General features: G+C 66.3%; 20 protein-coding genes. 4 read left to right on the top strand and 16 right to left on the bottom strand.

All coding sequences use genetic code 11. The features are described from left to right. Positions 1-28: 28 nt before the first annotated feature. From upp to BLU32_RS00390, 14 genes are all read right to left on the bottom strand, one after another. A complete protein-coding gene (gene upp / locus BLU32_RS00455) occupies positions 29-658 on the bottom strand; it encodes a uracil phosphoribosyltransferase (RefSeq protein ID WP_093804497.1) in 630 nt (209 codons plus the stop codon). Between the two features lie 157 nt (positions 659-815). Next, the gene (locus BLU32_RS00450; RefSeq protein WP_093804496.1) at positions 816-1,835 is read right to left on the bottom strand and encodes an adenosine deaminase; all 1,020 of its coding nucleotides are present in this window, start codon (positions 1,833-1,835) and stop codon (positions 816-818) included. Further along, positions 1,832-2,704, bottom strand: a complete 873-nt coding sequence (locus BLU32_RS00445; protein WP_093804495.1) for a phytanoyl-CoA dioxygenase family protein — start codon at positions 2,702-2,704, stop codon at positions 1,832-1,834. The genes BLU32_RS00450 and BLU32_RS00445 overlap by 4 nt, the downstream gene beginning before the upstream one ends. Positions 2,705-2,749: 45 nt before the next feature. After that, on the bottom strand, positions 2,750-3,970 hold the full coding sequence (locus BLU32_RS00440; RefSeq protein WP_093804494.1) for a phosphopentomutase: 1,221 nt from the start codon (positions 3,968-3,970) through the stop codon (positions 2,750-2,752). 61 nt (positions 3,971-4,031) lie between these two features. Next, entirely contained in the window at positions 4,032-5,354 is a 1,323-nt protein-coding gene (gene deoA, locus BLU32_RS00435) for a thymidine phosphorylase (protein ID WP_093804493.1), read from the bottom strand. 5 nt (positions 5,355-5,359) lie between these two features. Further along, positions 5,360-6,148: a deoxyribose-phosphate aldolase gene (deoC, locus tag BLU32_RS00430; protein WP_093804492.1), complete on the bottom strand. Its 789-nt coding sequence runs from the start codon at positions 6,146-6,148 to the stop codon at positions 5,360-5,362. Beyond that, the gene (locus BLU32_RS00425; RefSeq protein ID WP_093804491.1) at positions 6,141-6,953 is read right to left on the bottom strand and encodes a purine-nucleoside phosphorylase; all 813 of its coding nucleotides are present in this window, start codon (positions 6,951-6,953) and stop codon (positions 6,141-6,143) included. The genes deoC and BLU32_RS00425 overlap by 8 nt, the downstream gene beginning before the upstream one ends. Further along, on the bottom strand, positions 6,950-7,357 hold the full coding sequence (gene cdd / locus BLU32_RS00420) for a cytidine deaminase (RefSeq protein ID WP_093804490.1): 408 nt from the start codon (positions 7,355-7,357) through the stop codon (positions 6,950-6,952). The genes BLU32_RS00425 and cdd overlap by 4 nt, the downstream gene beginning before the upstream one ends. After that, positions 7,354-8,322, bottom strand: coding sequence for an ABC transporter permease (locus tag BLU32_RS00415; protein WP_093804489.1), 969 nt, complete (start codon positions 8,320-8,322; stop codon positions 7,354-7,356). The genes cdd and BLU32_RS00415 overlap by 4 nt, the downstream gene beginning before the upstream one ends. A gap of 12 nt (positions 8,323-8,334) precedes the next feature. Beyond that, positions 8,335-9,441, bottom strand: a complete 1,107-nt coding sequence (locus BLU32_RS00410) for an ABC transporter permease (protein ID WP_093804488.1) — start codon at positions 9,439-9,441, stop codon at positions 8,335-8,337. Continuing rightward, positions 9,438-10,973, bottom strand: coding sequence for an ABC transporter ATP-binding protein (locus BLU32_RS00405; RefSeq protein ID WP_093804487.1), 1,536 nt, complete (start codon positions 10,971-10,973; stop codon positions 9,438-9,440). The genes BLU32_RS00410 and BLU32_RS00405 overlap by 4 nt, the downstream gene beginning before the upstream one ends. Then, on the bottom strand, positions 10,970-11,968 hold the full coding sequence (locus BLU32_RS00400; RefSeq protein ID WP_093804486.1) for a BMP family protein: 999 nt from the start codon (positions 11,966-11,968) through the stop codon (positions 10,970-10,972). Before BLU32_RS00400 ends, BLU32_RS00405 begins: the two co-directional genes overlap by 4 nt. 78 nt (positions 11,969-12,046) lie before the next feature. Further along, positions 12,047-13,039: a BMP family protein gene (locus tag BLU32_RS00395; RefSeq protein WP_093810378.1), complete on the bottom strand. Its 993-nt coding sequence runs from the start codon at positions 13,037-13,039 to the stop codon at positions 12,047-12,049. 37 nt (positions 13,040-13,076) lie between these two features. Beyond that, on the bottom strand, positions 13,077-14,069 hold the full coding sequence (locus BLU32_RS00390) for a sugar-binding transcriptional regulator (RefSeq protein WP_208976951.1): 993 nt from the start codon (positions 14,067-14,069) through the stop codon (positions 13,077-13,079). Positions 14,070-14,705: 636 nt separating this feature from the next. On the opposite strand from BLU32_RS00390, the gene BLU32_RS00385 reads away from it, so the two are divergent. From BLU32_RS00385 to hrpB, 4 genes are all read left to right on the top strand, one after another. Next, positions 14,706-15,554 (top strand): DUF1194 domain-containing protein, encoded by an 849-nt coding sequence (locus BLU32_RS00385; RefSeq protein ID WP_208976950.1) that lies wholly within the window; start codon positions 14,706-14,708, stop codon positions 15,552-15,554. A gap of 159 nt (positions 15,555-15,713) precedes the next feature. Then, positions 15,714-16,157 carry a methylglyoxal synthase gene (locus BLU32_RS00380; protein ID WP_093810372.1) on the top strand — a complete coding sequence of 148 codons (444 nt, stop codon included), beginning with the start codon at positions 15,714-15,716 and terminating at the stop codon, positions 16,155-16,157. After that, complete coding sequence (locus BLU32_RS00375; protein WP_093804485.1) at positions 16,154-17,197, top strand: glucokinase; 1,044 nt, start codon at positions 16,154-16,156, stop codon at positions 17,195-17,197. Before BLU32_RS00380 ends, BLU32_RS00375 begins: the two co-directional genes overlap by 4 nt. Beyond that, complete coding sequence (gene hrpB, locus BLU32_RS00370; protein WP_172838508.1) at positions 17,194-19,677, top strand: ATP-dependent helicase HrpB; 2,484 nt, start codon at positions 17,194-17,196, stop codon at positions 19,675-19,677. The genes BLU32_RS00375 and hrpB overlap by 4 nt, the downstream gene beginning before the upstream one ends. A 32-nt stretch (positions 19,678-19,709) precedes the next feature. Here the strand turns inward: hrpB and BLU32_RS00365 are convergent, their stop codons facing one another. Together BLU32_RS00365 and BLU32_RS00360 are read right to left on the bottom strand one after the other, a co-directional pair. Further along, a complete protein-coding gene (locus tag BLU32_RS00365) occupies positions 19,710-20,045 on the bottom strand; it encodes a type II toxin-antitoxin system YafQ family toxin (RefSeq protein ID WP_093804484.1) in 336 nt (111 codons plus the stop codon). Next, positions 20,046-20,315, bottom strand: a complete 270-nt coding sequence (locus BLU32_RS00360; RefSeq protein ID WP_093804483.1) for a type II toxin-antitoxin system RelB/DinJ family antitoxin — start codon at positions 20,313-20,315, stop codon at positions 20,046-20,048. It lies immediately after the preceding gene. Between the last annotated feature and the right edge of the window lie 39 nt (positions 20,316-20,354).

Here is a 20,354-nt window from a genome sequence, read left to right as displayed (position 1 = left end):
CCCCCGATTTCAGACTGGAGCGCCCCGTTTACTTGGTGCCGTACATGCGGTCGCCCGCATCGCCGAGACCCGGCACGATGTATCCCTTCTCGTTCAGCCGCTCGTCGATGGCCGCGGTAAAGATCGGCACGTCGGGATGGGCCTCGTTGAACTTCGCGATGCCTTCGGGTGCTGCCAGCAGACACAGGAACCTGAGCCGCGTCGCCCCCCCGTCCTTCAGCCGCTGCACGGCGGCTATCGCGGAATTGGCGGTCGCGAGCATGGGATCGACCACCACCACCAGCCGTTCTGCCAGACCGTCGGGCGCCTTGAAGTAGTATTCCACCGGCTGCAAGGTCTCGGGATCGCGGTAGAGGCCGATATGGGCGACACGGGCCGCCGGCACAAGTTCCAGCATGCCTTCCAGAAGGCCGTTTCCGGCGCGCAGCACCGAGGCGAAGACGAGTTTCTTGCCCTCGATCACCGGCGCCGACATCGACTGGAGCGGCGTCTCGATCTCCATCGGCGTGATCGACAGGTCCCGCGTGACCTCATAGGTGAGGAGAACGGAAATCTCCCGAAGAAGACGGCGGAACCCTTGAGTCGAGGTGTCCTTCATCCGCATGTGGGTAAGCTTGTGCTGAACCAGCGGATGATCGATTACGGTGGCACCTGTCATGTCTCGCCTCTTCATGTGTCGGATCGGGTGTGGGAGGTCTGGCGGGTCAACGCCGGGCCGGATGTCCCGCACATCGCCTGTCTGCGATCCTTCTAGTTCAAGCGCTCCCGAAGCGGAACACCGGGGGGCAGGAAAAGCAACCGGGCTTCGACTTTCCTCACGCCGGGTCGGATGCCTTCGCGTCGGCCTCCGCCACCACACGCAGCAAACGCCCGCGGGTGTCCTCGTCGCAAAAGGCGGCGGCGACCGCCGTGCGCGTGATGTCCAGGCTCTGCTCCCGGCTCCAGCCGAAGGTGCGCGCGCAGGACTCGTACTCGCGGGCGAGCGTCGTGCCGAAAAACGGCGGATCGTCGGAGTTCAGCGTGATGCGGCAACCGGCGCGGCGCAGCAGGTTGACCGGATGAAACCGCAGCGCGCCATAGATCCCCAGAGCCAGATTGGATCCGGGACAGACTTCCAGCACGATACCGTCGCGCACCAGCCGCTCGACAACCACGGTGTCCTCGATCGCACGAACGCCATGACCGATGCGCGAGACCTGCAGGAAATCGAGCGCCGCCATCACACTTTCCGCACCGGCCGTCTCGCCGGCATGGGCGGTCAGACCCAGCCCCGCCTCCGCCGCCATGCGAAAGGCGCGGGCGAAATTCGCCGGATGTCCTTCGGTTTCGTCACCGGCCAGGCCGAAGCCGGTGACCAGGGGATGGGGATGCGAAACGACCTGCGTTGCGACCTGCTCCACTGCGCGGGCACCGAAGTGGCGCACGCCGACGGCGATCATCCGCGCCTCGATGCCGGTTGCCGCGCGCGCGCGTCCGATGCCCTCTGCAAGACCGCCGACGTAATCGGCATAGGAGAGACCGCTTGCTGCCGCGTGATCGGGCGAGACCGTCAGTTCGGCATAGATCGCGCCCTCCTGCGCGATGGAGCGCAGATAGGTCTCGGCGAGGCGCGCATAGTCCTGAGGTGAGCGAAACACCCGGCTCGCGCTGTCATAAGCGGCGAGGAACTGCGTGAAGTCCGCCCAGTCGTAGGAGCCGTCCTCGGCAAAGATACCGGACACGTCGACGCCGTTGCGCTCGGCAAGCTCGCGCACGAGCTCCGGCGGGGCGGCACCCTCTATGTGGACATGCAGCTCGGCCTTGGGCAGGCCGGACGAAGACAGGGGCTCTGTCATGCGCTCTCAAATCCCCGCATCGGGTTTTCGGCAGACCGCAGAAGCCAGTTGTCCGCCGACCACCGGGCCGCGCCGTCGACCATGTGCAGCGCATAGGCGTGACGCGAACGCGGCGAGCGGTTGGGCGCCGAGCGATGGGGAACGAGGCCGTTCAGCACAACGAGCGTGCCCTTTGGCGCGACCAGAGCCGCATCCGCGCCGAAGGGCGTTTCATCGAGCGTGTCCATCGTCAGCCCGTCGCCGTCGTAGTGGAAGCGCTTGCGCAGCGGCCCTGTGTGGCCGCCCGGCACGCCGAGCAGCCCGCCGTTGGTCTCGTCCGCGTCTTCCAGCGCGAACCAGAAACCGGTGCAGCTCAGCGGGTCTGTGTGCAGGAAGGTGGAATCTTGATGACAATTGACCTCGCCGCCAATCTCCGGCGGCTTGAAGATATACATCGACTGCGCCAGCAACGGATCGGCAAGACCGAGATCGGCGGCGGTGCGGGCAAGACGGGGATCGCGCGAAAAGGCCTCGAACACCGGATCGAGATCGTGCAGCGCATGACCGACCTTGTTGAGCGCATCCTGTTTGGGTCTTGTCAGTTTGCCATCGGCGTCGAAGGCTTCCTCCTCGAAAAAGAAACGGATCTTGTCGCCGCTTTCGCGGAAATAGCGGTCGCGGGCATGGCTTTGCGCACCGGTCTCGAAGACGGAGGCATTTTCGGACGGATCGAAGGCGTCGATCAGTTCGGCCATGCGGCGGGCGAGCGCGTCGCACGCCTCGGCACTCTTGTAGCCGGTGAGAACGAGAAAGCCGTCTTCCGCGTAGACCTTGCGCATGTCCTGCGTGAGCCGCCCGTCATCGGTTGCCTCGAATGTGCGTGCGATCATTCGTCCGTCCTTGTCGTGTCTTCGGGTGGTGCGACGCGCCGCCCTTTACAGGAAACCCGTTCCGTGCCGACCCGGAGGGAGGCCCAGATGTGCGGCTATCGTCTCCCCGATATCCGCGAAGGTCGGCCGCACGCCAATCGCCGCAGGAGGAATGCCCGGCCCCGTGCCGATCACCGGGATGCGTTCGCGGGTGTGATCCGTGCCGCGCCATGTCGGATCGCAGCCGTGATCTGCGGTGAGAAGCAGCAGATCGCCGGGTTTCAGACGCGCGAGCAGCTCCGGAAGCCGTGCGTCGAAGGCTTCAAGGGCTGCGGCATAGCCGGCGACATCGCGGCGGTGGCCGAAGAGACTGTCGAAATCGATGTAATTGACGAAGACGAGATCGCCGTCCCCGGCCTCTTCCATCGCCTGCAGCGTCTTGTCGAAAAGCGCCATGTTGCCGGCGGCCTTGCGCAGGGTGGAAATTCCCTGATGGGCGAAAATATCGGCGATCTTGCCGACCGTGTGGGTCTGCCGGCCCGCTTCAACGACCCGGTCGAGCAGCGTCGGCTCGGGCGGCAGAACCGAGTAATCCCGCCGGTTGGCCGTGCGCTCGAAGGTCGCGGCCGTTTCGCCGACGAACGGACGCGCGATCACACGGCCGATGTTGTGGGGATCGACCAGCGCGCGCACTGTCTCGCACAGCGCATAGAGGCGCTCGAGCCCGAAGCGGGTCTCATGCGCCGCAATCTGGAAGACGGAATCGCCGCTCGTGTAACAGATCGGCTTGCCGGTCCGGATATGTTCCTCACCGAGTTCGGCGATGATCGCCGTGCCCGAGGCGTGTTTGTCGCCGAGAATACCGGGAAGGCCGCCCGCCTCGACGATGGCGCGGGTCAGATCGGCCGGAAAGGCCGGTTCCGTGTCGGGAAAATAGCCCCAGTCGAAGGCGACCGGAACGCCGGCGATTTCCCAGTGGCCTGAGGGCGTGTCCTTGCCCCGCGAGGTCTCGCTCGCCGCGCCCCAGATCCCGTCCGGCTCCACGCCAACGTCGAGGCCTGCAGGCGCCTCGCCGCTCGCCAGAAGCGCGGCGCGGGCCAGACCGAGACGCGTCATGTTGGGCAGCGAAAGCGGCCCTTCCCGCAGGCCGTTGCGATCTGCTTCGCCGGCAGCGCAGGCGGCTGCGATATGGCCGAGCGTGTTCGCTCCCTCATCGTGGAAGGCAGCGGCATCCGGGGCACCACCGATGCCGAAACTGTCCAGAACGCACAGGATTGCGCGGGCCATGGGGTTTCCTCTTTGTCAAAGCTCGGCGGGCTTGTGCCCGCTTGTTGTCTTTCGGTCGCGATCAGGCGGACGGCCCGACCCGGCCGGCAATGACCGGCCTGTCCTCCACCTGCGCCGGCGCACCGGTCGTATAGGCTTTCTGCACGATTTCGGCGGCACGGGCGGCGGCGGCCTCGGTCGCAGCATGCACGATGGCCAGCGGCGCATCGCTGTCGACCGAATGGCCGACGCCTGCGAGATGCGCCAGTCCGACGGCCGGATCGATCTTGTCCTCGGGGCGCCGGCGCCCGCCGCCAAGCTCCACAACCGCAACGCCGATGGCGCGCGCATCGACGGACAGGACCGTGCCGGCTTCAAGCGGATAGATCGCCCGCTCCACCGGGGCGGACGGCAGATGCAGCTCGTATTTTTCCAGGAAATCCGCCGGGCCGCCAAGTGCCGTCACCATGCGGGCGAACCGCTCCGCGGCAGCCCCGCTTTCGAAGGCATCGCGCATCGCATCCGCGCCCAACGCCCGATCCGCTGCAAGTCCGGCCGTCACCAGCGCCTCGCCGCCAAGCTCGACGGTGACATCGAACAGGCGGTTGTCGATGGCGCGCCCGGTCAGGAAATCGACGGCATTGCGCACTTCCAGCGCGTTGCCGGCGGCAGACGCAAGCGGCTGGTTCATGTCGGTCAGAAGTGCGGTGGTGCGGCAGCCCGCGCCATTGGCGACCGCGACGAGACTTTCGGCCAGCGCCATCGCCTCCTCCAGCGTCGCCATGAAGGCGCCGCTTCCCCATTTGACGTCGAGCACCAGTCCCTGAAGGCCGGCCGCGAGCTTCTTAGACAGGATCGAGGCGGTGATCAGATCGATGCTCTCCACCGTGCCGGTCACGTCGCGGATCGCGTAGAAGCGCTTGTCCGCCGGCGCGAGATCGGCCGTCTGTCCGATGATCGCACAGCCGACGTCGGCCACGACCTTGCGAAACAGCGCATTGTCGGGCTGCGTCGTATAGCCGGGGATGCTGTCGAACTTGTCGAGCGTGCCGCCGGTGTGGCCGAGACCACGCCCGGAAACCATCGGAACGGCCGCACCGCAGGCGGCCAGCGCCGGCGCCAGCATCAGGGACACATTGTCGCCAACGCCGCCGGTCGAATGCTTGTCGACGACCGGTCGGTCGAGATCCGACCAGTCGAGAACGGTGCCGCTGTCGCGCATGGCCAGCGTCAGCGCCACGCGCTCGTCGGGCACAAGCTTGCGAAAGACAATCGCCATCGCCAGGGCCGAGATCTGAGCGTCCGTCACGCTTCCGTCGACAAGCCCCTTGACGAAAAAGGCGATTTCCCCGGCATCCAGCGTGCCGCCATCGCGTTTCTTGCGGATGAGTTCCTGTGCCAGCATCGCAGTCAATATCCCGCGTTCAAGGGGATCGGTCCGTCTTCGGGTGGCTCCCCAAGAGCGGCCAGAAGCGCGTCCAGCAGACCGCTGGCGCCAAAGCGGAAGCTGGCCCCCGACACCCAGTTCGGCCCCAGGATCCTGTCCGCCAGCGCCAGATATCCGGACGCATCCTCGATGGTGCGAATGCCGCCGGCCGGCTTGAAGCCGATCTCCAGGAGTTTGTCGCGACGCACCTCCTCGATAACCGTAAGCATGATTTCCGCTGTCTGAAGCGTGGCATTGACCGCGACCTTGCCCGTGGAGGTCTTGATGAAGTCGGCGCCCGCATCGATCGCCATCAGCGAGGCCGCATGGATCAGGAGCGGGTCGTCGATCTCGCCGGTCTCCAGAATGACCTTCAGCGTCGCCTCGGGGCAGGCGGCACGCACCCGGCGGATCTGTTCCTCGGCGAAACCGCGACGCCCCTCCAGATAGGCGCGGTAGGCCATGACGAGGTCGATCTCGTCGGCGCCATCGGCCACCGCCTGACGCGTCTCCGCCACGACCTTCAGGGTCTCCTCCCCGCCTTGCGGAAAGTTGACGACAGTTGCCACCCTGACGCCGGTTCCCGCAAGGGCCGCCGCCGCCTGGCCGACGAAGCGCGGCCAGATGCAAACGGCCGCGACCGGCCCGTGCGGGGTGACGGCGCGCTTGCAAAGCGTATCGATGTCGGCCGGCAGGCAGGCGTCGTCCAGATTGGTCAGATCAACAAGCGGCAGGGCGCGGGCCGCCGTTTCGGCGGCTGTCATATCAGTCATCGGCAAGATCCTTCACGAATGATCTGATCAGGGTCTTCAAAGCGTCGACCGCCGTCAATGCGGTCGCCTTGGTCTCTGCATGCGACAGCGCATGCGCCTGGAGGCCTGCACCATAATTGGTAATCGTTGAGATCGCCGCGACACGGAAACCGAGGAATCGGGCGAGAATCACCTCCGGCACGGTCGACATGCCGACCGCATCGGCACCCAGGCCCCGTGCCATGCGGATTTCCGCCGGCGTCTCGAAGGACGGACCGGAAAACCACATGTAGACGCCTTCGCCCACCGTGATGCCCGCCTCCTTCGCCAGCGCGGCAAGCCGGGTGCGAAGCTTCGCATCATAGGCCGCGCTCATATCGAGGAAGCGCGCCTCGCTTTCCTCGCCGATCAGCGGGTTGAGGCCGGACCAGTTGACATGGTCGGAAATCAGCATCGGCGTACCGGGCGCGAGATCCTCCCTCAGGCTTCCGGCCGCATTGGTCAGGAGCAGCGTGTCGCAGCCCAGTTCCTTCAGCGTCTCCAGCGGCGTGCGCATCACGTCCGCCTTGCCGCTCTCATAGTAATGCGCCCGTCCCGACAGGACGACGACGGGAACGCCGGAGAGCGTTCCGGCCACGATCTCGCTGCCGTGCGAGGAGACCGAGGACACCGGAAATCCGGTCAGCCGTGAATAGGGAATGGGCACGGCGTCCTCGATCTCGTCGGCAAGCGCCCCAAGACCGGATCCCAGCACCATGCCGAGACGGTAGGTGCCCGGGCGCGCGGCGCGGATCTGCTCGGCGCATTCGCGTCCATAGCCGCTCATGTGGAGGCCTCCTTTCGATCGTGAAGCTCGAATTTCGCCGGCAGGAGTTCGTCCAGCCGGAAGGTCCGGCGCAACTCCGTCGCGGTGCAGATGTGAACCGGCGTGTCGTCGCCGGCGAATTCCGCCAGCCGCTGGCGGCAGCCTCCGCAGGGTGTGCAAAGCGCCGCATCCGCCGTCACCACCACTTCCACCACACGCCGTCCACCCGCCGCGACCATGGCACCGAGCGCCGTCGTTTCCGCGCACCAGCCTTCGGGAAAACTGGCGTTTTCAACGTTGCAGCCGGCAAAGATCCGCCCGTCGTCCGTGAGGACAGCGGCCCCGACGGCAAAGCCCGAATATCCGGCATGCGCATTGTCGCGCGCGGCCCGCGCGGCGGCGAAGAGCTCGTCGAACCGGTTCATGAGCGCTCCTTGACATAAGCCGAGCCGCCGGCCCTGGGCGGAACGGCGCGACCGATAAAGCCGGCCAGCAGCACGACGGTCAGAATATAGGGGAGCGCCTGGATCGCCTGCACCGGCACCTCGCCGATGCCGGGCACCTGCTGTCCCTGAAGCCGGATCGCAACCGCATCGAGAAAGCCGAACAGCAGGCAGGCGAACATCACCGGCACCGGCTTCCACTTGGCGAAGATCAGCGCGGCGAGCGCGATGAAGCCCTTGCCCGCCGTCATGTCCTTGATGAAGCCGGCCGATTGCGCGACCGACAGATAGGTGCCGGCGATGCCGCACAGGATGCCGGTGCAGATCACCGCGCGGTAGCGCAGCCAGGTGACGGAAATGCCGGCGGTGTCGACGGCGGCCGGATTTTCGCCAACGGCGCGCAGGCGAAGGCCGAAGCGGGTGCGAAACAGCACCCACCAGGTGAAGGGCACCGCGAGAAAGGCGACATAGACCAGAATGTTGTGACCCGACAGCAGCTCGGCGTAGATGCCGCCGATCACCGGCACATCGCGCATGGCGTCGGCGAAGGGCCAGACGAGGGTCTCGAAGCGCGCATCGCCGGTGACCGGCGGCGTGCGCCCGCCCTGGCGGAACCAGTCCTGCCCGAGCAGCGCCGTCAGTCCGATGGCGAGGAAGTTGATCGCCACGCCCGAGACGATCTGGTTGCCCCGGTGGGTGATGCAGGCGAAACCGTGCAGCAGCGCCAGCATGATGGAGACGCAGATGCCGGCCCCCAGTCCCAGCCAGGCGGAGCCGGTGACGGCGGCCGCCGCGCCGGCGGCGAAGGCCGCGCCCAGCATCTTGCCCTCAAGACCGATGTCGAAGACGCCGGAACGCTCCGAATACAGACCCGCAAGGGCGGCCAGCAGCAGCGGCGTGGACAGCCGCACCGTGCTGTCGAGAATGAGGATCATCGTGTCGAACATGGGCGCCTCTCCTCAGGCCGTGCGCGAGGCCGGCGCGGACAACACGCCAAACAGCTTGATGAGGCCCGGGCGGAACATGTGCTCCAACGCCCCGGCAAAAAGGATCACCAGCGCCTGGATCACCACGATCATGTCGCGGGTGATGGCCGGCATCTCGAAGGCGAGCTCCGCACCACCCTGATAGAGCATGCCGAAGAGGATCGCGGCGAAGACAATGCCGACCGGATGGGAGCGTCCCATCAGCGCCACCGCGATGCCGACGAAACCGTAGCCCGACACGAACTCGATCAGGAGCCGGTGCTGCGAACCCATGATCTCGTTGACCGCCATCATGCCGGCCAGCCCGCCGGAAATCAGCATGGTGACGACGGTGATGCGCACGGGCGAGATTCCGGCATAGACCGCGGCCGTCTGGTTCGCTCCGAAGGTGCGGATTTCGTAGCCGAGCTTGGTGCGCCAGATCAGCACCCAGGTGAAGAGACATGCCAGAAGCGCCAGCACGAAGGAAAGATTGGCGGGCGCGGAGCCGAAATCGACGCCGGGCAGGATCGTATCGAGCAGCGGCAGCCGTCCGCCGGCCTCGAAGGTCCGGGTTTCCGGCTGCATCGAGCCTTCCTTCGCCATGACGTTGACGAGCAGATAGACCATCAGCGAGGCAGCGATGAAGTTGAACATGATGGTGGTGATGACGACATGGCTGCCGCGCCTGGCCTGCAGCACCGCCGGGATATAGGCCCAGGCCGCGCCGAAGGCGGCCGCCCCGGCAACGGCAAAAGGCATCGTCACCCACCAGGGCACGAAACGGTCGAGCGCCAGACAGGCGAGTGCGACGCCCAGCCCGCCAATATAGGCCTGCCCCTCGCCGCCGATGTTGAAGAGGCTCGCATGAAAGGCCACCGCCACCGCAAGACCGGTGAAGATGAAGTTGGTGGCATAAAACAGTGTGAAACCGATGCCCTCGTTCCAGCCGAAGGCGCCCCACACCAGAATGCGCACCGCGTCGATCGGATTCTCGCCGATCGCCAGCACCACCAGGCCGGAGACGAAGAAGGCCGCCGCCACATTGATCGCCGGCATGAGAATGTAATCCGCCCAGCGCGGCATCTGTCCGGCCGTCATTCCGCCGCCTCCTGCACGGCGCCCGCCATCAGCAGCCCGAGTTCGCTTTCCGCCGTCTCAGGCGCGCGTTCGCCCACCACCTTGCCGTCGAACATGACAAGCACCCGGTCGGCAAGCGCGCGGACCTCGTCAAGTTCCACGGAGACAAGCAGCACCGCCTTGCCGGCATCGCGCAGCGCGACGAGGCACTTGTGAATGAACTCGATGGCGCCAATGTCGACGCCGCGCGTCGGCTGACCGACCAGCAGCACCGCCGGGTCGCGCTCGATCTCGCGCGCCAGCACGATCTTTTGCTGGTTGCCACCGGAAAAATTCGCCGTCTTCAAATGGCAGTCGGGCGGGCGGATGTCGTATTTCTCGATGCCCGCGCGCGCCGTTTGCCGGATCGCGTCGAAGTCGAGAAAGGCGCCGCGCCCGTAGGCCGGATCGCGGTGATAGCCGAGGATGGCGTTTTCATATTCGTGGAAGCGCGTCACCAGTCCCATGCGGTGCCGGTCCTCAGGCACATGCGCAAGACCGTAGGAGCGGATTTCGGCCGGGTCGCGGCGCGTAGCCGCAAGGTCGATGCGCGTGCCGTCGATGGTGACGATGCCCGAGCGCGCCGGGCGAATACCGGCTATCGCCTCCAGAAGCTCCGACTGTCCGTTGCCCGAGACACCGGCGATGCCGACGATCTCGCCGGCGCGCACCTCAAACGACACGTCCTTGACCACCTCGACGCCACGCCCGTCGCGCACGTTCAGCCCCTCGACCGTCAAGAGCGGCGCGCCCGGTTGCGCCGGGGTCTTTTCCACCTCGAGAAGCACCCGGCGGCCGACCATAAGTTCGGCCAGTTCGCCCATGGAGGTCTTCGACGTCTCGCGGGTCGCGACGATCTCGCCGCGCCGCATCACCGAGACCTCGTCGGTCACCGCCATGATCTCGCGCAGCTTGTGGGTGATCAGCAGGACCGTCTTGCCCTCGTCGCGCAGGACCCGCAGGATCCGGAAGAGATGATCCGCCTCCGGCGGGGTCAGCACGCCGGTCGGCTCGTCGAGGATGAGGATGTCGGCGCCGCGAAACAGCGCCTTGAGGATTTCCACGCGCTGCTGCAGCCCGACCGGGAGCTCGCCGGTGATCGCGTCCGGATCGACCTTGAGGTCATAGTCCGCGGCCAGCCGCTTCAATTCGGCCCGCGCGCGCCCGATGCCGTCGGAAAGCCGTGCACCGCCCTCCGCGCCGAGAATGACATTCTCCAGCACCGTGAAATTCTCCACCAGCATGAAATGCTGATGCACCATGCCGATGCCCAGCGCGATCGCCGCCTGGCTGGACGCAATGGTGACGGTCCTGCCGTCGACGCGGATCTCGCCACCATCCGCATGATAGAAGCCGTAGAGGATCGACATCAGGGTCGACTTGCCGGCGCCGTTCTCGCCGACGATGCCGTGAATCGAGCCCTTGCGCACCTTCAGGTCGATATCCTTGTTGGCGTGGACGGCGCCGAAACGCTTGTCGATGCCCGCAAGCTCGATGGCAAGCCGCTCGCTCACAAGGGGCACTCCCCGTCACGCATGATGTCATGCACCGAAATCCGCCCTTCAGCGATGCCGGCCTCCGCGGAGCGTGCGGCCGCCTCCATTTCGGGCGTTACGAGCGCGCGATTGGTGTCGTCCAGCACCCAGTCCATGCCGCCGTCCTTGAGGCCCAGTTCCTGCACGCCCGGCGTCCACGCGCCCGCACGCACGTCCATGAAATTGGCGTAGACGGCTGTGTCGATCCGCTTGCGGATGGAGGTGAGCACCCGGCCCGGATGCAGGCCGTTCTGGTTGCTGTCCGTGCCGATGCCGAGCTTGCCGGCATCCGCCACCGCCTGCAGCACGCCGATGCCGGTGCCGCCGGCCGCCTGGATGATCACGTCGGCGCCGCGCGCGATCTGGCTGCGCGCAAGCTCCGCGCCGCGCGCGGGATCGGCGAAGGCGGCCGGCGTGTCGCCAGCCATGTTGAAGATCACCCGCACATCGGAGGAGACCGAGGCAGCCCCCTCGCGGTAGCCGCACAGGAACCGGCGGATGATGGGAATGTCCATGCCGCCGACGAAGCCGATGGTGCCGGTCTTCGACGCCATCGCCGCGAGAAGCCCGGCGATATAAGCACCTTCATGCTCGCGAAAGACGACGGAACGCACATTCGGCGCATCCACCACCATGTCGACGATGGCGAAATTCGCATCGGGAAAATCGGCGGCGGCCCCGGAAACGGCGGAGGCCTGGTTGAAGCCGATGGCGACGATCGGATCGGCGCCGCGTCTTGCGAAATTGCGAAGCGCCTGCAGGCTTTCCGCGTCGCGCGCGATCTCGAAATCGCGATAGCTTTCACCGGTCTCGGCAGTGAAACGCTCCGCCCCGCGATAGGCCGCCTCGTTGAAGGAGCCGTCGAACTTGCCGCCCACGGAATAGACCAGCGCCGGTTCGGCCAGGAGACCGCCGCTCGTGGCGATAAGCATCGCCGCGCCGCCAATCCAGCTTTTCCACGTCAAGAGGGTCATCGTGCGTCCGCCCCGGCTTGCCTGCAATTTGCGACCGCCCCGAAAGCCGGGACGGCCGCTTTCGTTACTTTGAACCGATCAGAACGGGCAGTCCTGGGTCGCCATGTAGTCATGGACCTCGATCTTGCCGGAAATGATGTCGGCCCGCGCCTGGGCGACCGCTTCCTTCATCTCGTCGGTGATCAGCGCCTCGTTGTGCTCGTCGAGCGCCCAGTCGACGCCGCCTTCCTCAAGACCGAGCGTATAGAAGCCGGAGGTCCAGTTGCCGTCGCGCGCATCCTTGAAGGCGGTCTCCACCGCCACGTCGACACGCTTCAGCATGGAGGTCAGCACATTGCCGGGATGAAGGGCGTTCTGGTTGCTGTCGACACCGATGCCGAGCTTGTCGGCGTCCGCCACCGCCTGCAGTACGCCAAGGCCCGTGCCGCCGGCCGCGTGATAGATCACGTCCGCGCCACGATCCATCTGCGACTGGGCAAGCTCGCTGCCCTTGACCGGATCGTTCCAGGCCGCGCCGGTGGTGCCGGTCATGTTCTGGAAGACCTCGGCATCCGCATTGGTCTCGATCACGCCCTGCTTGTATCCGCAGGCGAACTTGCGGATAAGCGGAATGTCCATGCCGCCGACGAAGCCGACCTTGCCGGTTTCCGATGCCATCGCGGCCAGCTTGCCGACGATGTAGGAGCCTTCCTGTTCCTTGAACAGGATGGAGCGCACGTTGGGAAGCTCGACGACCATGTCGACGATAGCGAATTTCGTGTCCGGGAATTCCCTGGCGACCTTTTCCAGCGCATTGGCGTGGGAAAAACCGATGGCGACCACCGGATTGGCGCCGCGACGGGCGAAGTTGCGCAGGGCCTGCTCGCGCTGGCTGTCGTTTTGAATCTCGAAGTCGCGGTATTCGACGCCGGTCTCTTCCTTGAAGCGTTCCGCACCCGTATAGGCGGCCTCGTTGAACGACTTGTCGAACTTGCCGCCAAGATCGTAGACGACCGCCGGCTGGAACTCTTGCGCCATTGCCGTGCCGGACAGGAGCGCCGCCGCCGCAACGCCGAGAATGAACCGTTTCATCACCTGCAAAACCTCCACCTGTTTCCCGTTGCCGGCGTCATGCCGAGCGGGCCTGTTGTTTTCCCTTTGCCGACACCAGGGCGCGCCCCAGGCTTTCATCGACAATCAGGTCCGTGATCAGCCCCGCGCGCAATGCCGCGCGCGTTGCCTCAAGCTTGCCGAGGCCGCCCGAAAGCGCGACAACGCGCGATCCGCGCACCGCCTCGAACGGCAGACCGACCGCCTTTTCCCCGAGTTTCGCGCCGACAAGCATGCCGTCGCGCCCGATAAACCGACCCATGAGGTCGCAGACCGCGCCGGAGGCGATCAGGTCGCGCTGCTCGTCGCGTGAAATCAGGTCACGGCGAATGAGATGACTGTCGTCCTCCACCGATCCGATGCCGATAACGAAGAGATCGGAGGCACGGGCGCGTTCCAGCAGCGCCTGCACGCTGCGCTGGCCCAGAAACATATCCCGTTCCGCCGCGCTTTCCGCCAGATAGGGCACGGGCAGATAAAACCCCTCGCCGCCGGTGCGCTCGGCCAGTTGCTGCACCACATCGAAGGGGTTGGCGGAGAGTTTCCGGGTGAGCGAGCCGGAAATCGAGACGATCCTCAGATCGGGCCGCTGGACGCGCGGCATCTGCTCGACAGTCGCCTTCAGCGTACGACCCATACCGACGCCGAGCTGCGAGATCCCCGAGTTCGACACGAGATTGGCGAGATGCGGGCCGGCAAGCGCTGCGATGGCGCGAATGTCGCTGTCTTCGGAAAGATCGCCGCCGGCGCCGATGTCCGGCGCAATCAGGCAGGACGACAGTCCCCATTCGGTGATCAGCGCCGCCTCGATTTCCAGGCAGTCGGAGGGTCGGCCGGCGATCTGGAACCGCACCAGCCCCGTGCGCTGCGCATGCGCAATCAACCTGTGAACCTTGGCGTTGGAAATGCCGAGACGGGTCGCGATCTCGCCCTGGGTTGCGCCGCCGACAAACGACATCCATGCCGCGCGAATGGCCATATCCGTGGTCCAGTCGCCCTGTTGCATGGCCATACCCCTCCCTCGCCGCCTGACCGGATCCGACATTGTGTCATAGGCGCTCGTTTGCTGGCGCCGCTCCGGGGTATCCTCAGCGCCGAAAAAATATTCAGCACTTGCGATTTCTTTCATGAACAAAGCATGACGCTTCGGGAAAGGTCAAGCGCGTTGTCTGTGCAACTGCCCGGTTGCCAGGCCGGGTCGCCGGAAGACGGAACCGTGCAACCCGGGCAGGCATGAAATGCCCGAAGGCACGGCAATTCCTGCCGAGCGTTTCGCTTTTTGCAAGAAGCGCCGCGCCGCATTGTCCGGCGCGTCCAGACGCCCGGGCGCGGCCGGCTATCCGGGCGGCGGTTTTTTCGCGCCCTCCCCATCCTCGCTTGCCCATTGACGTTACGGCATTTTACGCCGTCACCGCCCGGTTGCGCATGACAAGGCCGGCCGGATCAAGCGCCAGCGCACCAGCCAATGGCACGACACTTGCGTGACAGGCCCTCAGTTGTCCGATTGTCGTGACCGCGCACCCCATCGCTCCCGCCCCATGCCGGGAGCGGCGCGATCGCGGCAGGAGAAGACAGTCCGGGAGGGGCATTCGGGAGACGGCGTCAAACAGGCGGGAGCTTGTCACATCGGTTGAAGGAGAATTCGACCATGCGCGTTTCAGTTCACCCCTCCCCGGCAAGGGACGCCGCCCTTGCCCTTTTCCGCGGCGCCCTGGTCGCGCTGTTCGCAGCTTCGCTCGGCCTGACCGTCATGCTGCACGCGGCGAACGCCCAGACGACCGCCTACAGCTACGACCCGCACGCCGAAGTCGACGTCGAGCTTGTTCTGGCGGTCGACATTTCCCAGTCGATGGACACCGACGAGCAGGAAGTCCAGCGCGCCGGATATGTCGCGGCACTGACCTCCCGAGAGGTTCTCGACGCCATCCGCTATGGTCCCACGGGGCGCATTGCCGTGTCCTACATGGAATGGGGCGGCACCGGCGAACAGTTCATCGTCGCCGACTGGTCGGTGATCAGCGATGCGGCCACCGCAGCCGCCTTTGCCGCCAGGATCGCCGAAGCGCCGCTAAACCAGCGCCGGCGCACGTCCATCGCTTCCGCGCTCGAGGCAGCCGTGGCGATGGTCGAGGGCAACCGGTTCCAGGGATTGCGCAAGGTGATCGACATTTCCGGAGACGGGCCCAACAACCAGGGCGGCGCGGTCACGCTCTACCGCGACCGCGCGGTCGCGGCCGGCATCACCATCAACGGCTTGCCGCTGATGCTCAAGACCAAGGACACGGCCTGGCAGACGTTGCTCAACATTGACAGCTACTACGAAGACTGCGTGATCGGCGGACCAGGACATTTCTTCGTTCCCGTGCATTCCAAGGCGCAGTTCGCCGATGCGGTCCGCATGAAGCTCGTGCTCGAGATCGCAGGGCTGGTGCCGGCCAAACCGCTGGTGATGCAGGCGAGCGGACGCAAGCCGGTCAACTGCGGACTGTACGATTGATGCCGAGCCGGCGTGCGGGCGAGGTCTCCCTTGGCAGATCCCCCGCACGGCGACACGGGTTCCAACGGACAGCGGAAACGGGTAAACGAAAGGTCGGCGTTTGCCGCGCACACCGCGTGAAGACAGGACCCTGCCGTGACCGGATCGCTTCCCGACATCATGCCCCGTTCAGACCCGCCGCGAGCGGCACTGGCGCTGATCGCGCATGATGCCAAGAAGGACGACATCGTCGCCTTCGCGCAAGCACATCTCGACAAGCTCGGCGCCTATTCGCTGGTTGCCACCGGCACCACCGGCGGACGCATCGCCGACGCCTGTCCCGGCCTCGACATTCTGCGGCTGAAGAGCGGGCCGCTCGGCGGCGACCAGCAGATCGGCGCGATGATCGCGGAAGGGCGGCTGAACGGACTGATCTTCTTCGTCGATCCGCTGTCGCCGATGCCCCATGACGTCGACGTCAAAGCGCTGATGCGGCTTGCGGTCGTCTACAACATTCCCATGGCGCTCAACCCGGCGACGGCGGAAATCCTGCTGCGCTCCGCACGTCTTGCCGGTCTGGCGACCAGTTCGCAGACCCCGGAAATCCCCCGCGCCTCCTCATGACGACAATCACGGCCCAAGACACGGCATTGCCGTTTCCCGTTCTGGTCGCCGACATCGGCGGCACCAATGCGCGTTTCGCGACCGTCAGCGGCCCCGGCATGGCAACGGCGCCAAGCATGTCCGTGCCGACCGGCGATCACTCAGGCTTTGGCGAAGCGGCACGGGCCGCCCTGCCGCTAACGGGCCCGACGCGCCCGCGCTCCGCCGTGCTCGCCGTTGCCGGCCCGGTGACGGGGGAGCGCATTCCGCTCACCAATGCCGACTGGGTGATCGAGCCGCGAAGGCTGATGGCGGATCTTGGCCTCGAGCGCGTCCTCGTGCTCAACGATTTCGAAGCCCAGGCGCTGGCGCTTCCCGGCCTTTCCGGCGATGCGGTGCAGCAAATCGGCGCCGGCGCGCGGGTCGCACAGGCTCCGCAGGTGGTGCTCGGCCCCGGCACGGGGCTCGGCGCCGCCGCGATGATCCAGGCTGCGGGCCGCTGGGTGCCGATCCCCGGCGAGGGCGGCCATGTCGAGCTCGGTCCCGTGAGCGCGGAGGACTATCGCGTCTGGCCGCATATCGAGCGCATTGGCGGGCGCATCGGCGCGGAACAGGTCATCAGCGGCGCGGGGCTGCTGCGGCTGGCGCGGGCGGTGTGTTCGGCCGAAAACGCCACGCGCGACTTCTCGGCCCCTGGCGACGTCACCCGCGCCGCGGATGCCGGCGACGAGATCGCCAATCTAACGCTCGCGCTCTTTGCCCATGCGCTCGGACGGGTCGCAGGCGACTTCGCGCTCACGTTTCTGGCGCGGGGCGGCGTGTTTCTCGGGGGTGGCATTCCGCCGCGCATCGAACGTCATCTCGTCGATGGCGGCTTTCGCGCCGCCTTCGAGGCCAAGGCCCCGCACAGCGCGCTGATGGAGACAATCCCGACCTTCCTCATTCGCCACGCCACGCCGGCGCTTGAGGGACTGGCCGACTTCGCCCGGGAGCCGGAGCGGTTCACGGTCGAGTCCCAAGGCCGATTGTGGACGCAAGCCGCATTCAACGATCCGAAATGAGCTTGCAGGACATTTCCAGATCGCCGCTTCCGATCGATCAGGTTCTCGGCGATCTGGCGGCAGCTCTTGCGACCGACACGCGGGCCGTCCTCGTCGCGGAGCCGGGGGCCGGCAAGACGACGATCGTGCCGCTTGCCCTTCTCGACGCGCCCTGGCGCGACGATGCACGCATCATCCTGCTCGAGCCGCGCCGGCTCGCCGCGCGCGCGGCCGCGCAGCGCATGGCCTCGCTCCTTGGCGAAAGCGTCGGCGAGACGGTCGGCCTGCGGGTGCGGCTCGAAACGAAGGTCTCCGCGAAAACCCGCATTGAGGTCGTTACCGAGGGCGTCTTCACCCGCATGATCCTGGACGATCCCGAGCTTTCAGGCGTCGCGGCCGTGCTCTTCGACGAGTTTCACGAACGCTCGCTCGATGGCGATCTCGGGCTTGCGCTGGCCCTCGATGCCCAGTCCGCGCTCAGCGAGGACCTGCGCCTGCTGATCATGTCCGCGACCATCGATGCGGAGCGGATCTCCGCACATCTGGACGGCGCACCGGTGATTTCCTGCGAAGGACGCAGCTTTCCGGTCGAGACGGTCTATCTCGGGCGCGATCCACGGGGCCGGACGGCCGATCAGATGGCTTCCGCCGTCAGAAAAGCGCTTGCCGAAGAGCATGGCTCCATACTCGCCTTTCTGCCCGGCCAGGGCGAGATCCGCCGCGCGGCGGATCTGCTCGCAGGCCACCTGCCGCCCGACACCGACCTCGCCCCGCTTTACGGCGCGCTCACCGGCGCGGAACAAAACGCCGCCATCCGCCCGGCGCCCAAAGGCCGGCGCAAGGTGGTGCTCGCCACCTCCATCGCGCAGACGTCGCTCACCATCGAGGGCGTGCGCGTCGTCATCGACAGCGGTTTGTCGCGGGTTCCCGTCTATGAGCCCGCAACCGGGCTGACCCGTCTGGAAACGGCCCGCGTGTCGCGTGCCGCCGCCGACCAGCGCCGTGGACGCGCCGGGCGCATGGAGCCGGGCCTGTGCTATCGGCTCTGGGACGAACCGCAGACCGCCGCCCTTGCTGCCGACGACAGGCCGGCGATCCTGGAAGCGGATCTGTCGCGCCTCGCGCTCGACCTTGCCGCCTGGGGCGTGTCGGATCCGGCTGCCTTGCGGTTTCTCGATGCGCCGCCCCAAGCTGCCTGGTCGCAGGCGGTCGCACTGCTGACGAGCCTCGGCGCGCTCGATGCCGGCGGTCTCCTGACCGGCGAAGGCAAGCGGATGATGCAACTCGCCCTGCCGCCGCGTCTGTCGCACATGCTGGTCGCAGCCGGTCGCGAAGACCATGGCGGTCTCGCCGCCGAGATCGCCGCGCTCCTGTCGGAACAGGGCCTTGGTGGGCGAGACAGCGATTTGCGCGGGCGGCTTCTCGCCTTCCGCCGGGCGAAGGATCCGCGCGCAAAGGCCGCCCGCGATCTGGCGAAACGCTGGCGCGAGGCGGCGGGTGTCGCTGTCGGGGACACCGACCCGAGCGCCTGCGGCCGGGCGCTGGCGCTGGCCTTTCCCGACCGGGTCGCACAGGCGCAGGACGGGCGCGGCGGCTTTCGCATGGCAAACGGTCGTGCGGCGCGGCTGGAGGAAACCGATGCGCTTGCGCGCGAGCCTTTCCTCGTGCTCGCCGAGGTTCAGGGCACGGCCGCGCGCGGACGCATTCTCCTGGCAGCCCCGATATCGCGCGAGGAGATCGAGACGCTGTTTGCGGACCGGATCGTCAGCGAAACCCGGGTTGCCTGCGACGCGTCAGGCGCGGTGCGGGCGCGCCGCATCCGTCGCTATGAAAAGCTGGTGCTTGCCGAGGACATCGAGCCGTCGCCGAACCCGGACGCGGTCGCGGCGGCCCTGGCGGAGCACCTGAAGATGCGCGGCGCAGGCGCACTCAACTGGTCGAAGGCGCAAAAGGCCTTGCGCGGCCGGGTCGCGATGTTGCGCAGGATGCTTGGCGAGAAGGATGCCGGGGACTGGCCTGATCTCTCCGATGAAACGCTGACGGCGACGATGGACGACTGGCTCGCGCCGTACCTCGCCGGCATCGCCAAGGCGTCCGAGATCGACGCTCAGCTTCTGGGCAATGCGCTCGCCGGCCTGTTGCCGCAGCACCGCATGGCGGAGCTGGAGCGCCTGACGCCGGCGCAATTCGAGGCGCCGTCGGGCTCGCGCGTCGCCATCGACTACTCCCGCGAGGAAGGCCCGACACTTGCGATCCGCGTGCAGGAGCTCTTCGGACTCGACACGCACCCCGCGATTGCCGACGGGCGCGTGCCGTTGATCCTGGAGCTCCTGTCGCCCGCCCATCGCCCGATCCAGATCACGAAGGATCTTCCCGGTTTCTGGCGCGGCTCCTGGGCGGCGGTGAAATCGGAAATGAAGGGCCGCTACCCCAAACACCCCTGGCCGGACGATCCGGTCTCGGCGCAGGCCACGGCACGCGCGAAGCCACGGGGGAGGTGAAGGCGGAAAACACCGGGTTCAGAACCTCCTTATTATTCGAAGAGTTCGGCGTGCGTTCCCGTTCTCACGAAAATCACCAGGTTCTTATTCTCGTCGAGCAGATAGATCAGCAGAAAGTCGCCCCCAATGTGACATTCGCGATGGTCGCGCCAGTCCCCTGTCAAGGGATGGTCGTTTAACTCAGGCGGCAACGGAGCGTCGTTCGAAACGATCAAGCCCATGACGCCCTTGAGCTTTGCCATGTCGAACCGACCGGTGCGGTTAAGACGGCTCCAGTCCTTGGAGAAGATCTTGGTGTGGTCCGAGCGGCGCGGAAGCCGAGCCCTTTTTGAAGACGCCGGCTTCCCGCGTTTTCTCCCCGAACCCAATCAGCGCCCTTCCAGAGCATTGATCAGACCATCGGCTGTGTCGAAGCGCCCGTTGCGCTCCGCACTCAGCGCTCTGGCTTCTTCCATCGCGGCAATGGTTTCGGCATTCGGGCGCGTCAGCTCGATCGGAAGGGCTTTCTCACGGGCAATTCGCGTCAACGTCATGCGCACGACGTCCGAGATGGTCAATCCCAGACTGTCGAGCACAAGCGTGGCGTCATTTTTCAAGGCCGGATCGATGCGTGCCCTGACGTAAGCATTTTGAGGCATTGAGGTGCTCCTTCGAGCCTTAAATGTAGCCCAAATGAG

This window comes from Stappia sp. ES.058, from assembly GCF_900105595.1.
Taxonomy (GTDB): Bacteria; Pseudomonadota; Alphaproteobacteria; order Rhizobiales; family Stappiaceae; genus Stappia.
Note: the sequence above shows the minus strand (reverse complement) of the source record. Positions and strands in the feature narration are given on the sequence as shown.

Excerpts from the sequence above, each read along its gene's own strand:
- hrpB (WP_172838508.1), top strand. The coding sequence starts at position 17,194 with ATGAGCTTGCAGGACATTTCCAGATCGCCGCTTCCGATCGATCAGGTT.
- deoC (WP_093804492.1), bottom strand. The coding sequence starts at position 6,148 with ATGACTGATATGACAGCCGCCGAAACGGCGGCCCGCGCCCTGCCGCTT.
- cdd (WP_093804490.1), bottom strand. The coding sequence starts at position 7,357 with ATGAACCGGTTCGACGAGCTCTTCGCCGCCGCGCGGGCCGCGCGCGAC.
- BLU32_RS00425 (WP_093804491.1), bottom strand. The coding sequence starts at position 6,953 with ATGAGCGGCTATGGACGCGAATGCGCCGAGCAGATCCGCGCCGCGCGC.
- BLU32_RS00450 (WP_093804496.1), bottom strand. The coding sequence starts at position 1,835 with ATGACAGAGCCCCTGTCTTCGTCCGGCCTGCCCAAGGCCGAGCTGCAT.
- BLU32_RS00385 (WP_208976950.1), top strand. The coding sequence starts at position 14,706 with ATGCGCGTTTCAGTTCACCCCTCCCCGGCAAGGGACGCCGCCCTTGCC.
- BLU32_RS00440 (WP_093804494.1), bottom strand. The coding sequence starts at position 3,970 with ATGGCCCGCGCAATCCTGTGCGTTCTGGACAGTTTCGGCATCGGTGGT.
- BLU32_RS00410 (WP_093804488.1), bottom strand. The coding sequence starts at position 9,441 with ATGACGGCCGGACAGATGCCGCGCTGGGCGGATTACATTCTCATGCCG.
- BLU32_RS00400 (WP_093804486.1), bottom strand. The coding sequence starts at position 11,968 with ATGACCCTCTTGACGTGGAAAAGCTGGATTGGCGGCGCGGCGATGCTT.
- upp (WP_093804497.1), bottom strand. The coding sequence starts at position 658 with ATGACAGGTGCCACCGTAATCGATCATCCGCTGGTTCAGCACAAGCTT.
- BLU32_RS00415 (WP_093804489.1), bottom strand. The coding sequence starts at position 8,322 with ATGTTCGACACGATGATCCTCATTCTCGACAGCACGGTGCGGCTGTCC.
- BLU32_RS00375 (WP_093804485.1), top strand. The coding sequence starts at position 16,154 with ATGACGACAATCACGGCCCAAGACACGGCATTGCCGTTTCCCGTTCTG.
- BLU32_RS00390 (WP_208976951.1), bottom strand. The coding sequence starts at position 14,069 with ATGGCCATGCAACAGGGCGACTGGACCACGGATATGGCCATTCGCGCG.
- BLU32_RS00395 (WP_093810378.1), bottom strand. The coding sequence starts at position 13,039 with ATGAAACGGTTCATTCTCGGCGTTGCGGCGGCGGCGCTCCTGTCCGGC.
- deoA (WP_093804493.1), bottom strand. The coding sequence starts at position 5,354 with ATGCTGGCACAGGAACTCATCCGCAAGAAACGCGATGGCGGCACGCTG.
- BLU32_RS00380 (WP_093810372.1), top strand. The coding sequence starts at position 15,714 with ATGCCCCGTTCAGACCCGCCGCGAGCGGCACTGGCGCTGATCGCGCAT.
- BLU32_RS00445 (WP_093804495.1), bottom strand. The coding sequence starts at position 2,704 with ATGATCGCACGCACATTCGAGGCAACCGATGACGGGCGGCTCACGCAG.
- BLU32_RS00360 (WP_093804483.1), bottom strand. The coding sequence starts at position 20,315 with ATGCCTCAAAATGCTTACGTCAGGGCACGCATCGATCCGGCCTTGAAA.